Origin of the sequence: Candidatus Acetatifactor stercoripullorum, from assembly GCF_944382095.1 — a bacterium.
Lineage (GTDB): Bacteria > Bacillota > Clostridia > Lachnospirales > Lachnospiraceae > Acetatifactor > Acetatifactor stercoripullorum.
On record NZ_CALWMU010000040.1, the window covers coordinates 1 to 14,785 of the forward strand.

Here is a 14,785-nt window from a genome sequence, read left to right on the forward strand (position 1 = left end):
TTCAATAAAATCTTGACAAATTCTTCCGACCGTGTATGATAAGAAATAGAAAATATGAATGGAAAAATGCCACGAAGGCTTGTGCTCTTTCGAAAAAGAGCTTTGTTTTCGCGGCATTTTTTTGTATGTGTCTGCGCGCTGCCCGGCACAATGTCGTTTTCCCATAAAGGGCGGCGCAGAATGGAGAAATTATCATGAAAAAACTAACCCTGTCAAAAAAATCAGTGATTACCGCCATGTGCATTGCACTCTGCATTGTACTCCCCATAGCGCTGCATCTGATTCCAAACGCCGGCACCCTGCTGTCTCCCATGCACCTTCCCGTACTTTTATGCGGTTTGGTGTGCGGCTGGCCCTTTGGGCTTTTATGCGGCATTTTAGGGCCTGTACTGTCCAGCCTGCTCACAGGAATGCCCGGCATGGCCATTCTCCCCTCCATGATTTTAGAGCTGGCCGCCTACGGCTTCCTCTCCGGCCTTCTCATGAGGCTTATCCATACGAAAAGTCTCACTTTGAACCTTTACCTCAGCCTCATCGCCGCCATGTTTGCGGGACGCATCATCGCCGGTCTGGCCAGGGCTCTCTTTTTTTCTGCCGGAAATTATTCTTTCTCCCTATGGGCTTCCTCATATTTTATCAGCACCCTTCCGGGTATCCTCCTGCAGCTGATTCTGATTCCGGTAATCTATCTCGCCTTAAAAAAGGCCAGACTCATCGAAGCTTAATCACAAGAGGAGCGCAGAACATGGGCATGTCTGTCACAAAAGACTGAATGCCCATAGATTTTTGATCTGATACTCCAAGGTCTCATAATCCCACAGCTTTTCGCTGCGCTCCCTGCTGTAGGGATCGTTCACCACAATCTTCCCATCCTGTATCCCCACAAGCACAATAAAATGTCCTGTGGTGGTAAAATCTCCGGGACGCATACTGCAGATAATGGGAGAGCCTTCCTCTAGTCTTGCAAAAATCAGGTTTTTATCCAGTCCGATCTCCTCTCCCCGGACGCCAAAATCCGGCGCTCCTTCTGTCATCAGGCTCCACATGGTGCCCACACCGTCCTGATAATAGCCCCTTTCCATGGCATAATCAGCCACTACGTTGGGAGGCGCATCCCCATTTTTTCGAAGGGCTGTAACCACCATGGAAAGACAAGTGGGCGCACAGCCCGACAGCGCAATATTGTTGTCTCCGTAGGGCGCATATCCCCAGCGGGCGTCATACTGCAAAAGCAATGGGAAATCCTGTGACAGCTCTTCCTCCGTCAGTCCTCCCGTCACACTGCCGTCGGAGGAAAGATATCCCTCCACAAAGGAAAGCAGCTCCGGATTTTTTTCCAGGGCTTCCAAAAGCTCCGGCGGATAGCTGTCCTCTTTCGCATAAATCTGCTCCAGTTGTTCCTGCTCTTCTTTGCTTCCAAAGGGCCAGGGAAGCTTTGTGAAAGCAGACAGCTCCTCCATGAACCCCGTTCCCCACAGCAGCCGCCCTAAAACCCCCAGCAGAAAAACCGCTGCAAAAATTCTAAATACCAGCCGCAGCCTTCTTCTCCTTTTTTGTCTCCTCCGCCTTTTTGCCCCACTTACATCAATCAGCTCTATCTGTGATCTCATATTTCTCTCATTCCTCAATCTAATCATCCATTCCAGAGCGTTTTTACGCGACGGGGCGATGAGAAATCCGCGCAGGCGGTTTCTCATCTGCCATCAGACAAATTTGTGACGCTCCGGCACAAATTTGGGATTGAAAAATCAGCTCATCAGAGTGATTTTTCAATCTATTACTCTCTCCAGTCTTTTGCCCAGACGGCTCAGTACTTCATTTGTGATGGAGCCGGACCATTCGGCCACATCCCCCGCGCCAATCTCCTCTTCCCCCGACCTGCCGATCACCACGGCAATGTCTCCGGGACACACTTCCTTGATGTCGCTTACATCCACAATGGTCTGATCCATGCAGATGCGTCCCAGAATGGGAGCCCGGCGCCCTCTGATGAGCACCGCCCCCTTTCCACAGGACAGGGAGCGGGGAAGTCCGTCCCCGTAGCCGATGGTCACAACCCCAATGGTCATTTCCCGCTCTGCCACGAAAGCTCGCCCATAGCCTGCGGCCTCCCCCTTATGCAGCTTTTTGATCAAAGCCACCCGGGCCTTTAAGGAAAGCACCGGCGAAAGAGGAAGCCTGCATTCTTCACTGTCCTTTTTTGTGCTCAACACCCCGTACAGGGCGATGCCAACTCTGGCATAATCGCCGCCAAGGGCAGGATAATTCACCACTCCATAGCTGGCGGTCAAATGGATTTTTCCACAGTCAAAGCCCTCCGCCGAAAGCCGCTCCACCGTCTGGAAAAACCTTCTGGCCTGCATTCTGGTATAGGCCTTGTCCTCTTCCAGATTTGTGTCGTCCGCACAAAGATGAGTGAAAATCCCCTTTACCGAAAGCCTCTTCATTCCAAAGATTTCCCGCAGAGCCTCCATATCGCCTCTCGGCACACCCAGCCTGTGCATTCCAGTGTCCAGCGCAATATGCACAGGAAGCCTCCTTTTGAGACATTCATTCAGCCCCTTGGCATAGGATAGATCGATCACTGTCTGGGTCAGGCCGTAGCGGATAAGCTGGGAAGCCTCCTGGGGGGCCGTATAGCCCAGTACCAAAATATCTCCGCGGACTCCCGCCTTTCGCAGGGCAATTCCCTCTCCTATCTCCGCCACGCAAAAGGCCCCCACGCCACAGGCTGCAAGCTCCCTTGCGATCAACGCCGCTCCATGCCCGTAGGCGTCGGCCTTCACTGCGGGCATCAGCTCACAGTCCTTTGGGAGATTTTCCCGCAAAACCGCCACATTCCTTCTGAGCGCCTGCCTATCCAGAGTAATCCAGGCCCTGGCGGTTTTTGCGGCCCTTTCTCTATCCTTCCTTTTACGGGAAAATGCCCTCCCCATCCAAAGAAGAACCACCGAAGCAGCCAAAGAACCCACACATACCGCCAGATAATGCACCAGACTGTTTTCCACCAAAACACCGGTAAGGCCCAGCACTCCTGCAGCTCCCCGCACCACTACGATCACAGCGGGATGCAGCACATAAAACCAGGCGGAGACAGTGCGAAGCTCCCTCCTCTGCCTGATCTGCCAGACCATAATCCATCGGTACAGGAAATACATGCAAGGCGCCAGCATCACATACATACTGTCATGACGCTGCAGCCCAAAGAACCGAAGGGTAAAGCCCTCCACCGTCATAAGGCCAAAGAAGGCCAGTGAAGCAGCCGCCAGGAAAATGGGCTTTTCTGTCAGTTTTCCCTTTTTCAATCCCCAGGTCTCTCCAGCCTTCCATCCCATAAGAAGAAACAAAGGGGCAAAAAGCAATCCGTTTCTGGTGTAGGAGGAAATCTGGAAGAAAAGCTCATAAGCCTGCTTTATCCCCGGCGCATAGGCAAGAAGCCCGAAATAGCTGTCTCCTAAAAGCCCCATCCCATACAAAAGGACGCACACAGGCAGCAAAAGCCTTTCAGGCAGCATGCGCCGAAGCAGGCACACCACGCCGATTCCCAGAATACATGCGGGGAAATACCACAGATGATAGAAGGTTCCATCCACAAGAAGCATCCGCAAAAGTCCCCAAATCCCGATGTCCTCATAATGTCCCGCATAAATTCCAATGGGAAGATATAGTAACACGGCGCCGCCGTACATAAGGGCCAGCTTCTTCACATGGCTGGCCACACCAAAGCCGCCCAGCACAAACTGCCCTGTCACCATAAAGAAAAAGGGCACCGCTATCCTGGCAAGAATTCTGGTCAGGAAGAAGTCTGCACCTGCGCTTATATCCTCCAGGGGAGAGGTGTGGATCGCCGCCACCAAAAGAGCGGCCGCCAGGCGAAACACATCCAGTCCTCCCAGCTCATACGCTCTCTTTTTTGCATTCACGCTCCCACACCTCCCAGAACCGCTCCTTTCCCGCCCAGGCACCATTTGGTAATGATATAGCCGTCCATGTTGTTTCCGGAGAAGGAATAGGGAATCCCCTCATCCATCCCAAGCTGGACATTCTCCGAGGTACAGGGCAGATAGGATACCTCTATCACCGCTCCTGCCCTTTCATACCGATAGGGTCTTTCTTCGTAAACATACTCCTTTAAGAAATCCAGGTATTCCTCCAGCACAAGTCCCAGACTGCTCATAATAGCCCCGTGAGGCATCCCCACATAGCGGAAATGCCAGGGCTCATGGCCGATGCCTGTCACGGCCTCCTTTCCCGCCGGATAGCGCTCCACGAAGCCATAGTCTCCCGCCCGCTGTCTGAAGCGCTGGCATATGCCGCTGTAGGGAAAGTCAGGACAGATAAAATCAATCTTCTCCTGCTTTAAGCCAAGATCAATGGCAAGCCCCGTCTGGTGCTCGCTGTGCCTGGGAAGGGCCACAAACTTTTCCGTAAAGGTTCTTCCATTTTCCTGAAGGGAGCCGTCCCAGATTTCCTGCTGCTCTTCATAGGAGCGGTAGCCGCTCACCGGCACAATATGGTTCCAGCCCCGGATTTCCTCCATAAGGCTGGAAAGCAGCGTTACCGCCCTCCTCTGCAGCAGGACGGGGAAACCCTCCCGCACAGGAAGCAGGGAATCCTTTGACGTTTCCTGATATTCCCAATGGCTGTTAACCAATATCAGGTTTCCTCTGTAAACATCCTTTTTCGTCAAAAGCACTGTATTCAAGTCTCTACCGCCTCCTCTAAAATCTGATCCAGCATTTCTTTGAAGGAAAGACCCGCCGCCTTCATCATGCCGGGAAATCTGCTGTGCTGTGTAAAGCCCGGAATGGTATTTACCTCGTTAAAGACGATCCTGCCCTGGGGAGTAAGAAACATGTCCACTCTGGCAAAGCCCTTACAGTCCAGCGCCTTGTAGATACGCTTTGCAGTCTCCTTGATCTCGTGGGATTTGCCGGGAGATATCCGCGCAGGCACGTAGATCGCCGAGGTCTTCAGCGTATATTTTTCAGTGTAATCAAAGAATCCGCCGGACAATTCGATCTCATCCACCTCCCCTGTCTTAAGCCTGTCCCTTCCCATAACGGCGCAGCCCACCTCAAAGCCCTCAACAGCCTCCTCCACCAGCACCCGGTCGTCATAAGAAAAAGCCTGTTCCACCGCCTTTAAAAGAGCCTCCCTGTCCGATACCTTAGAAACCCCAAAGGAGGAGCCCGCCCGCACCGGCTTTACAAAAAGAGGATAGCCTGTGCCCTCGCCGAAGGCCACCACAGCCTGCTTTGGCGTGCTTTTCTCCACCGCAAAGGATCTGGGTACAGCCACTCCTGCCGCAGCTGCAAGCCTGTGGGCTCTGTCCTTGTCCATACACAGCGCCGAGGCCAGCACACCGCAGCCCACAAGGGGAATCCCTGCAAGCTCAATCAGTCCCTGTACGGTGCCGTCCTCCCCGTTCTTTCCATGGAGTACAGGGAAGGCCCCGTCCAAGGGAAGCTTTACGATATTGGACTCCTCAAACACATACAGGCACCGGTCACAGCGGCTTTGAGACAGGCAGGCCGGCAGACACTCTCCTGCTTCCTGCCACCTGTCCTCTTTAATTTTCATAATATCGCCGGTAAAATAAAACCAGTCTCCCTGTCTGGATATCCCAATGCACACCGGGTTGTATTTTTCCCTGTCCATATTTTCAAGGACTGCAAAGGCAGATTCCAAGGACACCTCATATTCCGGAGAGCATCCGCCGAAAATCACTGCAACATTTTTTAAACGCTTCATTTTTACCTCCCATTCTGCCGCATAGAAAAAAGCTTCTGTCTCGATACCTTGATGGTAGCAAAACAAAAGCTTTTATGTTTTCGTTTTCTTTTCTTGTTTGCTTACGGTTTTCTTCCGAATTTCTTACAATTTTATGACGGTGTTCCCGAAAGAGGAAGCCTGACGGTAAACAAAATTTTTTCCTCGGCGCTTTGCACTGTAATCTGTCCTCCGTGCAGTTCCACAATCTCCTTGGAAATTGCAAGTCCAAGGCCCGCGCCGCCGGTTTTGGAGGAACGGGAGGCGTCCAGCCTGAAAAACTGCTCAAAAATGCGGTTCAGCTTTTCCTTGGGAATGGTTTTCCCCTGATTGCAGATTCTGACCTCCGCAAATCCCTCCTTTTGAAAAAGGCCCATGCGGATGCCAGTGTTGCTGTAGCTGTAATTTACCGCGTTGCGGATCAGGTTGTCAAACACCCGCTCCAGCTTGTCCGGATCGCACACAATTTCCACATTTGGTTCAATGGAAAGCTCCCAGAAAAGCTCCTTTTCCCCCAGAATGGGTTCAAACTCACTGGCAATCTGCTCCAGCATGCGGCTTAAGTTCACCCGCTCTGTCTCCAGGGTCATGGCCGTCAGATTAAACCTTGTGATATCAAAAAATTCATTGATCAAATCCTCCAGCCGTTCCGCCTTGGAAAGAGCGATTCCCGTATATTTTTCCCGAAGCTTTTCCGATATCTGAGGCTCATCCCGCAAAAGGGTCAGATAGCCGATTACGCTGGTCAAGGGCGTCTTTAGGTCGTGGGCCAGATAAACAATCAGGTCGTTTTTTCGCTGCTCCGCCTCCTTGGCCAGCGCCGCATTGCGAAGGGCCTGCTCCCTCACCAGGTTCATCTCATCCTGCACACCGTGCATGGTCTCCGGCAGCTGGATGGGCGTTTCCGACAGCTGCGCAAGCTGCCTGGAGGCCTCCACCACCTGATCCAGATAGCGCAGGGGCTTAGAGATAAAATAATAGGTGATAAGCACCCAGCCGATGAGAAAGACAACTGCCACCACCAAAATAATATAATCCCGCACCCAGCTTAAGATACGCCACAGTGGATCGGAGCTGTACCAAGTTATGGAAGAACAAAACTGCCATGCAAGGATCACCAAAACCGGCAAAAGACCTGCAAATCCAATCAGCGACAGTACATATTGTATCAGAATTTTTCTTGTAACCGCACTTTTATGGGTATAGCCTCTGTTTCGTCCCCGCTTGTCTGCACGTTTATTCAATGGTATAGCCCACCCCCCACACTGTCTTGATAAATTTCGGCTTTCTGGCAGGCTCCTTCATTTTTTCCCGAAGCCTGGCAATATGAGCCATTACCGTGTTATTATTGTCCAGGTACTTTTCTCCCCACACTGTCTCAAACAGCTCCTCTGAGGAGACCACCCTGCCCCTGTGCTCGCACAGATACCACAAAATGTTAAATTCAATGGGCGTCAGCTGCAGCTCCTTTCCATTCAGGGTGCATTTATGACTGTCCTTTGCAATATGCAGGGAACGGATATCAATCTCCTCTTCCTCAGACTGGGAAGCGTCCGCCATATTATAGCGCCTGTACCTTCTAAGCTGGGTTTTGACACGGGCCATAAGCTCCAGCGGATTAAAGGGCTTTGTGATATAGTCGTCCGCTCCCAGTGTAAGCCCTGTGATCTTGTCCATATCCTCCACTTTTGCCGTCAGCATGATAATCGGGAAGAAATGCTTCTGCCTGATTCTCTGACACAGGGCAAAGCCATCCACATCCGGCAGCATCACATCCAAAATGGCAAGGCTTAAGGGTGTCGTTTCCACACAGCTTAGGGCGTCTGCGCCATTATAAAATTTATATACCTGATAGCCCTCATTTTTCAGATATACCTCCACCAGGTCCGCGATCTCCTGTTCATCGTCCACAATCAATATATTCTCACTCATCCGTTACCCTCTCTACATAATAAAGCGAAACCACTTGGCAGCCGGGGCAAGGAGACGGACACGCAGCTCCTGTTTTTTATCCATTTCCTGCATTTTGGCGCCGTCCGCCCTCACGCCCTCCCCGTCCCGAATCAAAAATGCTTCCGCCTCATAGCGGCTCATAGCCTCCCGCAGCTGCCTGTTAAGAGCCTCTCCGTCAATCACCAGCATCAGCTCCGTGTCAATATAGACGCTTCGCATATCCCAGTTAAAGGAGCCCACCCCGGAAAGCCTGTCCCCAACAGTAAAGCATTTTCCGTGGTAGGAAACGCCGCTGTCATACTCCAAAACCTGCAGCCCCGTTTCCAAAATTTCCTCCCTGTGCACATAATAGTCCGCCGCGCCAAAGGGATTTCCGTTGTTGGCAACGGAATTGGTCATCATAGTAATATTAGGATTTTTTTCACAGACCTGGGAAAGCCGCTCCATCATCCAGCTGCTGCACATAATATAAGGCGTATGGAAAAAAGCCTGCTCTCCCGGCTGGGATAAAAGCTCTGTGACAGTGTAATACACTACCGGCTCCTTTACGCCGGTGTGAACGGGGTTCGACACCAGACTTATACTTCGCACAGGAACCGTCATCTGCTCATAGTCCGCCTCCTTCAGCCATCCGGGGTGATTTGCCTCTATTTCCTCATAAAGGGCGGCAAGCTCTCCAGCCGCTTTTTCCACCGAAGGATTATGGCTCCAAAAGGCACTCTTCCCCACGGTTACACAGTCTCCGCTCTCCCAGACAGAGGTAAAATAGCTGATAAGCGCATCAAGGGAGGCGCCTGCCTTTGTAAGCACAAGCACATCCCAGTCATAATTTTTATAACCGTCATGGTCTCCTAAAAAATAATCGTAACAGTTTCTGCCTCCCAGAATATAGACATCCTCATCTGCGATCAGATACTTGTCGTGCATTCGGGCCATAAGCTTCCAGGGCTTTAGGAGATTCACCGGATTGTAAACCCGAAACTCCACGTTTTCCGCTCCCGCCAGGGCCAGAAAATAAGGGTTTCCCCAGGCATGGGCAAAATAAGGAAAGCCATCCATAAGCACTTCCACCTTTACTCCCCTCTCCGCCGCGTCAAGCAAAGCCGCCATCAATATCTTCCCGCTGTTGTCCGACATCATGTCAAAGGTAGACAGTATGATACGCTCTTTCGCATTGGCAATCAGCCGCACTCTCTCTTCCAGCGCCTCTCCGTTTTCAGAGAGAATCCCAGCGCGCTCTCCCTGATACGCTTCCCCATAAAAATCCTCTGCTCTTATTTGAGCTTCCTGCTCCTTTGAAAGCTGGGGCTGTGTGTAAAAGGGAATGCACGCCGCTGCCACATACAAAGCGAATGCCGCCGCTGCCAAAATCCCGATGACGATCCCCTTCATCCCTTTGTCCTCCTGTTTTCTCTGCGCACAATTTTCCGCACTTATCCCCTTCTCCTATTCTGCACTGTGCTGCTTTGCTTTGTTTTTCTGATCCCCTGATTTTTTCATATCCCGAAAGACACTGTAATACATTTTCAAATACAGCGTCAGGGAAATCAACATGACAGCCATGCAGGCTCCTGTAAGAAGATTCACCGCCAGATACGGAATATCCACAGCCAGAAGAAGAATCAGCATCACTCCGTCCAAAAGTGCAGTACAGACCTTGCCGTGCATACTTGCACCATTCATGCGGTATCCGCGCCTCATCATATAAAGTCCCAGCGCTCCCATAATCAGCTCCTTTAATACAAACACCAAAAGCAGCACCGAAACTGCAGGATACCGGAAGGCAAAGCTTAAGGCCAGGGCGCCCTGGGTTATTTTATCCGCAACAGGGTCCAGTATTTTGCCGAATTCCGTAATCATATGAAATTTCCTGGCAATCTTTCCATCCAGAAAATCCGTAAAGAAAGACAGCAGCATCACTCCGGCAGCTGCGTAATAATCTCTTGTGCTTTCCGCCCGGGCATACAAAAACAGATACACGGGAACCAGCAAAATACGAAAATACCCCAGCAGATTGGGAATGGAAAAGTATTCTTTTCTTTTGTCTTTCATGTTTCCTCTCATTCTGCCGTGTGAGCGGCTTTGTAATCAGAAGGAACTTTGTGCGGCAGCACAAATTCCGGATTGAAAATTTTAATTTTCAATCTTTTCCCTACTCTCTGATCATACATTATTACAATTATGCTTTGCCCGGGCTCTTTTTGTCAAGAGCTTGTTGTGCAGCTTATGAGCGGAGCGCCCGATAATGAGCAAAGGCAGCTGCGAAACAGCGAAAAAGCGCCTTAGCCGTCAGCTGGTTCTGCCAATATCGGTACTTGCATCCATTCCGGCCTGTTGGTCAGCGGCACGTTTCCCGGCCGCCTGCCGGTCAGCTTCCTCACGAGCGGCCTGTTCTGCTTCCATGCGCTTTTTGGCATCCTCCACGGATTCGCCTTCACGAGTGAGGAATTTGTCTACAAACGCATCCTCAACTTTCTTATAGGCTCCCACAACTCCGTCCTCGATCTTTTTGTAGCCTCCCACAACACCATCCTCGATCTTCTGAAAACCGCTGGTTACACCCTTGGCAATTTTCTCATTCACTTTTACAAATTTGGAATCTGACATTTCTTTAGCCTCCTTAAAATTATTCATATTAACCTTTTGTTGTTGCTTGTATTTTATATCCTTAATGTTTCTGGAACATTGAAATATTGTTTGCAAAATATTAATTGATTGCTCTTTAAAATCTAAAAAAGAGCCTCGATTTCTCAAGGCTCCCAGAAAAATAAAGACCAATATTTTGTTACCCGGAATGCTCTTTGACATATTTCAAAAATTCCGGCGTCTTTGACCAATATTTTATTCCCCAGTTTTCAAAATTCCACTCTTCCATGTAATCATTGCATTCGTAATCTACATAATATAAAATTCCATCCCGTAAAATAAAATTGGTTGGAAAATAATCGATGTTCGTCTTAGCCTTATATAACAAATCACACATGGATTTCATCTGGCACAGACAATTTTCCGGCAGTTTGTCCTTTAAAACCAGCTCATATACCGTATCGCCTGCGATATATTCCTTCACAATTCTCTCATTTTCTATATCCGCCTCTATCATTTGGGGCATAGGAATCCCTATATCCTGCAAGCGTTTGTAATCCGATATTTCAGCCTCCATCTTATTTCCAAACTGGTAGTAGGCACAAGGCTCATGGTGAATCTGCTTTACCACCACCTCCTCATTCCCTGTTCGCGCAAGATAAGAATATCCCCCTTTCCCCTTCCCCAGCAGTTTAAGGATCGTATACTCCCTGCCGTTTACAAATACTGTATCGTTCATAGATGCCTCCCTGTCATAATGGTTTTCAGCAAATCAAGCTTTGACGCTCTGGCAGACGCTCTTGACAATGTCATATTAATCTGGCATTTCAGAAAGCGCAGCTTTTCAACTTTCTTCACCAAACAATTCCTCATAGGTATAGGTTACTTCCTCCCTGCGCTTTTCCGCCTCCATACGCGCTTCCTCATACGCTTTTTCCAATTCTGCAAACTCCGCCTGGGGTATTCTGAAAAACCACATTCCGCCATAGGATGTGACATAAATGCCCCGGCTTTTCATTTCATCCGTCAGCGCTATTTCCCGGCTCTCATCCGCATACCTGGGCACCATAACCGCACAGAGAGTTTCCTCCTCATTAAAGGGAGTGAAAAAAAAGAATCCTTCCGCCTCTTCCTTCCCCTCTGCGTCCAGCTGATGAAAGCCATACCGCAGGCCAATGTGCATAAAGTCTACCCAAAAGATCTTCCTCTCCCCTCCCGGTGCAGCATCGCCTCCTTCAGAGTACCACAGGCGGAATTCGTCCGCTTCCCTGTCATAATCATACACATTCAAAAAATAATTGCCCGAAGTCCCCAAAATCCCAAGCTCCGGCTCATCGTCTCCATCTATGTCAAAAAAATAATAGTAATATCTGGCATTTGAATACGCCTCCCGCCACTCGTACTCATTTACATAAAAAGCTTCCCCCTCATCGTCCAAAAATGGGACCTCACTGTCCACCAGACGTTTATACTTTTCTATGTATTTGCTGTAGTACTTCTGGCTTCCTGTCTCAAAGCTTCCCTCGTACTCAAATTCCCCATAGGCATCCAGAAGCAGCGAAACAGTGGCCTCGTCTGCGTAGGGCAGATTCTTCTCGTCTTTAAAATCCCCCCAGTATTCATAAACCTTTGCAGCCTTAGCCGCTTCCTCATTCCATTCCTCCAAAGCCTCCTGCTGTGTTTCTTTTTGTATTTCTTCCGGCATCTCTTCCTGCGTCGTTTCAAAAACAGAGCTTTCTTCCGCTTCTGTATGCTCACCGACTACAGACGATTCGTTTCCGCAGCCTGCGGATACCAGCGCTAAAACCGTACATACGGCCACTGCCATTTTCTTCATAATGTCTTCCTTTCAAAGGCTTTCCGGCGCAGCCTTCCTTTCGTCTTCGGAATCAATATGATTCCACAATAACAGTTGCAGAATCTCCTTTTTCTGCCTGTTCCAAAGCAGCATGAACCAGCCTTACGAAATTTCCTCCTGAGGTGGAAGCTCCTGTCACAGCATCCACTTCGAAATCCATCTGCTCTTCCAAAAGCTGCCGGGTATACTCTCTTGTATATTCATTGGGATAGGTTCCCTGTATGGTCAGCATATTCTTCATATAGGAATTATCCCAAGCCTTAATAAAACCGCTTGCGTTTTTGGCGTTGAATTCCGCAGACACAATATTCCCATGGCTGATCTGAATCACCAGATACTCCTTCCAGCCATTAGAAAATTCTGACATTTCCGCAGTGTAATAACCATCCTTCAGCTCATCAGAGCTGCCGCATCCACCAAGCGCCAGCGCAAAAAGCAGCATAACAGCCGCAAGTCCTATTTTTATCCTTCTGACATTCTTCATCTTATCTCTTTCAGCCCTCCTGTCCTTTTCTCAGTTTTACCACAGATACGATCTGTTCCAGCTCCTGCGCCTGGCAAAGGGATAGGGCGGCTGTTTCATCCATTTCCCTTGCAAAATCCTGATTGGTATCCGCAATAGACAATACTATCTGCACCTCCTGGGATGCCATTTGGATTGCCTCCTTTTGTTCCACGGTAATGTGGATCAGATTATTGGAAATCTCTTTAAAGTCTGCTGTAGCCTTGTTTACATGACCGAAGGATTCTGCTGTGGCCTCCGCCTGCTTCATTCCCTCCTCAATGGACTGGCTGGCCTTACTGATAATGTCGCCCGTTTTATTCAAAGCCTCGGCGGTCTGGTTTGCCAGCACGCCGATCTGCTGTGCCACAATGGCAAAGCCCTTCCCGGATTCGCCGGCATGAGCAGCTTCTATGGACGCATTCAGAGACAGCAGGCTGGTCTGGGAGGAAATCTCTTCGATCAGCTGACTGATGGTGATAATCTCTTTCATATCTTCATGAATGCTGTTCATGGTAGAAAGCATATCGTTCATTTGCTGACGTCCGTTTTCCACGCGCTCTCTTGCCACATCGGCACTGCGTTTCACACGCTCTGCATTCTCATCGATTTCATCTGTTTTATGGGTGATGACCTCCATCTTCCCCGTAAGCCTCTTCAAGGCTGCAGACTGCTCCATGGAACCGTCATACAGCTTTTTCGCACAGGAGGATGTCTCAGAGGAATTATTTCGGACAGCCAATGAAGCCTGATTAATACGCTCCATTGTATCATTTAAAGACGCAGTTATAGAGGACAGCGCATCCTTGATCGCCACAAAATCACCTTCAAAGGTATCCTTCACATCATGAGAATAATCCCCGGAAGAAAGCAGACCCAAATACTCTGTTATATCATCAATGTATGACGCCAGCTTCGTTATGGTGGCAGAAAGAGCTGTGGTAAGCGTCTCCGCCTCTATGTTATTATCTGCAAATACCACTTCCTCCTTCAGATCTCCCGCCGACAGCAGCTTCAGCCTCTGAGCTGCCAGAAGAAGAGAACCGGCTATTTTATCCGCAGCTCCTACCGTCATCCTTCTTGCACAAACCTGCAATATTACAATAACCAGAATGCTGACTGCCAAGGTTCCCATCATCACTCCCAGAAAATCTGCTCCCGGCGCCGCTATCATTAAAGTCCAATTTGTTCCCGGTATGGGAGAATACGCTATGTAGTGCTGCTCAGTCCCCAAAAATACGGACCGGGCATTGGATTGGAAGCTCAGCATGGAGTCAAAGACCTCCTGGTTCCTGGCAGTTTTGTACATTTCATACAGATTCCTCGCCTCCCCCATAGCTTCCACATCTTTGTCACCGATGATGTTCCCCTGCTGATCCACAATATACGCCAATCCACCGGCTCCTATATTAATATTGGACAGCACGTCATTGAGCATGTCGTACTTATAGCTTCCAACCAGGTATGCGCTCACCGCTCCTTCCGCATCTGTAACCGGATTCCCCACACAGATCTGCCAGATACCGTTATCGTACTCCGGTCTTCCAATGGATATATTGTTTGTGACAGTCAGATATTCATAATAGTCCTTGTCCGCAATAGATTCCGGCGCTGCAGCGTCACCATACAGCTTGTTGCCGGAAGCATCATAAGCAGCAATCCATACAAATTCTATGCGCTTCTTACTCTCGTCAATCAATTCCTGCTTTTCTGCAAAAGACACCTCCGGATCCGTCCACTCTGGTTTCTGCACCATATTGTCCATCCGATCTGCCAGCAAATGCAGATTGGCGCCTATGTTCTGTGCAGAGATTCTAGCCAAAACCTGCAGACTGTCGCTCAGTACCGAGGATGTGGAAATAGTTGACGCTGCAATCATCAGAAAAACCAGCACAACTCCCAAGGTAACAGATACCATGGTCATGTAACGTACAATAATCTGCTTGATACTGCGCTTCTGTTTTCTATTTTTTGCTGTTTTAAGAGTCTCTTTCATTTTATGTTCCCTTTCATCGTCTTACAGAGTTCTCAACTCTCATGAGTGCATCGGTATTCTATCACAGTGCAAACCCTTTTTCACTTATTTTCTTCTAATTTTTCTTTTCCTGCTGATT

At 49.3% G+C, this 14,785-nt stretch carries 14 protein-coding genes; 1 reads left to right on the forward strand and 13 read right to left on the reverse strand.

The window, feature by feature from the left end; genetic code table 11:
* The first annotated feature begins 194 nt into the window (after positions 1-194).
* Complete coding sequence (locus SHK35_RS11370) at positions 195-725, forward strand: ECF transporter S component (protein ID WP_318709845.1); 531 nt, start codon at positions 195-197, stop codon at positions 723-725.
* A 33-nt stretch (positions 726-758) separates the two neighbouring features.
* On the opposite strand, the gene SHK35_RS11375 is transcribed toward SHK35_RS11370, so the two are convergent.
* The 13 genes from SHK35_RS11375 to SHK35_RS11435 all read right to left on the reverse strand — a co-directional run bounded on the left by SHK35_RS11375 (position 759) and on the right by SHK35_RS11435 (position 14,667).
* A complete protein-coding gene (locus tag SHK35_RS11375) occupies positions 759-1,610 on the reverse strand; it encodes a C39 family peptidase (protein WP_318709846.1) in 852 nt (283 codons plus the stop codon).
* A 159-nt stretch (positions 1,611-1,769) separates the two neighbouring features.
* On the reverse strand, positions 1,770-3,923 hold the full coding sequence (gene vanT, locus SHK35_RS11380) for a serine racemase VanT catalytic subunit (RefSeq protein WP_318709847.1): 2,154 nt from the start codon (positions 3,921-3,923) through the stop codon (positions 1,770-1,772).
* Complete coding sequence (locus tag SHK35_RS11385; protein WP_318709880.1) at positions 3,920-4,696, reverse strand: M15 family metallopeptidase; 777 nt, start codon at positions 4,694-4,696, stop codon at positions 3,920-3,922. The genes vanT and SHK35_RS11385 overlap by 4 nt, the downstream gene beginning before the upstream one ends.
* A 5-nt stretch (positions 4,697-4,701) precedes the next feature.
* Positions 4,702-5,754: a D-alanine--D-serine ligase VanG gene (gene vanG / locus SHK35_RS11390; RefSeq protein WP_318709849.1), complete on the reverse strand. Its 1,053-nt coding sequence runs from the start codon at positions 5,752-5,754 to the stop codon at positions 4,702-4,704.
* 131 nt (positions 5,755-5,885) lie between these two features.
* Positions 5,886-7,016, reverse strand: a complete 1,131-nt coding sequence (gene vanS, locus SHK35_RS11395; RefSeq protein ID WP_318709850.1) for a vancomycin resistance histidine kinase VanS — start codon at positions 7,014-7,016, stop codon at positions 5,886-5,888.
* The gene (gene vanR / locus SHK35_RS11400) at positions 7,009-7,704 is read right to left on the reverse strand and encodes a VanR-ABDEGLN family response regulator transcription factor (RefSeq protein ID WP_318705375.1); all 696 of its coding nucleotides are present in this window, start codon (positions 7,702-7,704) and stop codon (positions 7,009-7,011) included. Before vanR ends, vanS begins: the two co-directional genes overlap by 8 nt.
* A 12-nt stretch (positions 7,705-7,716) precedes the next feature.
* Complete coding sequence (locus SHK35_RS11405) at positions 7,717-9,117, reverse strand: phospholipase D-like domain-containing protein (protein ID WP_318709852.1); 1,401 nt, start codon at positions 9,115-9,117, stop codon at positions 7,717-7,719.
* A 54-nt stretch (positions 9,118-9,171) separates the two neighbouring features.
* The gene (locus SHK35_RS11410) at positions 9,172-9,777 is read right to left on the reverse strand and encodes a CDP-alcohol phosphatidyltransferase family protein (RefSeq protein ID WP_318709854.1); all 606 of its coding nucleotides are present in this window, start codon (positions 9,775-9,777) and stop codon (positions 9,172-9,174) included.
* 237 nt (positions 9,778-10,014) lie between these two features.
* Positions 10,015-10,533 carry a hypothetical protein gene (locus SHK35_RS11415; RefSeq protein ID WP_318709882.1) on the reverse strand — a complete coding sequence of 173 codons (519 nt, stop codon included), beginning with the start codon at positions 10,531-10,533 and terminating at the stop codon, positions 10,015-10,017.
* Positions 10,511-11,050: a hypothetical protein gene (locus SHK35_RS11420; RefSeq protein WP_318705371.1), complete on the reverse strand. Its 540-nt coding sequence runs from the start codon at positions 11,048-11,050 to the stop codon at positions 10,511-10,513. The genes SHK35_RS11415 and SHK35_RS11420 overlap by 23 nt, the downstream gene beginning before the upstream one ends.
* 105 nt (positions 11,051-11,155) lie before the next feature.
* Complete coding sequence (locus SHK35_RS11425; protein WP_318709855.1) at positions 11,156-12,148, reverse strand: hypothetical protein; 993 nt, start codon at positions 12,146-12,148, stop codon at positions 11,156-11,158.
* A gap of 52 nt (positions 12,149-12,200) precedes the next feature.
* Positions 12,201-12,653: an FMN-binding protein gene (locus SHK35_RS11430; protein ID WP_318705369.1), complete on the reverse strand. Its 453-nt coding sequence runs from the start codon at positions 12,651-12,653 to the stop codon at positions 12,201-12,203.
* A 10-nt stretch (positions 12,654-12,663) separates the two neighbouring features.
* The gene (locus SHK35_RS11435) at positions 12,664-14,667 is read right to left on the reverse strand and encodes a methyl-accepting chemotaxis protein (RefSeq protein WP_318709857.1); all 2,004 of its coding nucleotides are present in this window, start codon (positions 14,665-14,667) and stop codon (positions 12,664-12,666) included.
* Positions 14,668-14,785 lie beyond the last annotated feature (118 nt).

What these genes read in the sequence shown, in the direction of transcription:
- SHK35_RS11415 (WP_318709882.1), bottom strand. Translation starts at nt 10,533, where the DNA reads ATGTCAAAGAGCATTCCGGGTAACAAAATATTGGTCTTTATTTTTCTG.
- SHK35_RS11435 (WP_318709857.1), bottom strand. Translation starts at nt 14,667, where the DNA reads ATGAAAGAGACTCTTAAAACAGCAAAAAATAGAAAACAGAAGCGCAGT.
- SHK35_RS11410 (WP_318709854.1), bottom strand. Translation starts at nt 9,777, where the DNA reads ATGAAAGACAAAAGAAAAGAATACTTTTCCATTCCCAATCTGCTGGGG.
- SHK35_RS11375 (WP_318709846.1), bottom strand. Translation starts at nt 1,610, where the DNA reads ATGAGATCACAGATAGAGCTGATTGATGTAAGTGGGGCAAAAAGGCGG.
- SHK35_RS11430 (WP_318705369.1), bottom strand. Translation starts at nt 12,653, where the DNA reads ATGAAGAATGTCAGAAGGATAAAAATAGGACTTGCGGCTGTTATGCTG.
- SHK35_RS11420 (WP_318705371.1), bottom strand. Translation starts at nt 11,050, where the DNA reads ATGAACGATACAGTATTTGTAAACGGCAGGGAGTATACGATCCTTAAA.
- vanG (WP_318709849.1), bottom strand. Translation starts at nt 5,754, where the DNA reads ATGAAGCGTTTAAAAAATGTTGCAGTGATTTTCGGCGGATGCTCTCCG.
- vanR (WP_318705375.1), bottom strand. Translation starts at nt 7,704, where the DNA reads ATGAGTGAGAATATATTGATTGTGGACGATGAACAGGAGATCGCGGAC.
- SHK35_RS11370 (WP_318709845.1), top strand. Translation starts at nt 195, where the DNA reads ATGAAAAAACTAACCCTGTCAAAAAAATCAGTGATTACCGCCATGTGC.
- SHK35_RS11425 (WP_318709855.1), bottom strand. Translation starts at nt 12,148, where the DNA reads ATGAAGAAAATGGCAGTGGCCGTATGTACGGTTTTAGCGCTGGTATCC.
- SHK35_RS11405 (WP_318709852.1), bottom strand. Translation starts at nt 9,117, where the DNA reads ATGAAGGGGATCGTCATCGGGATTTTGGCAGCGGCGGCATTCGCTTTG.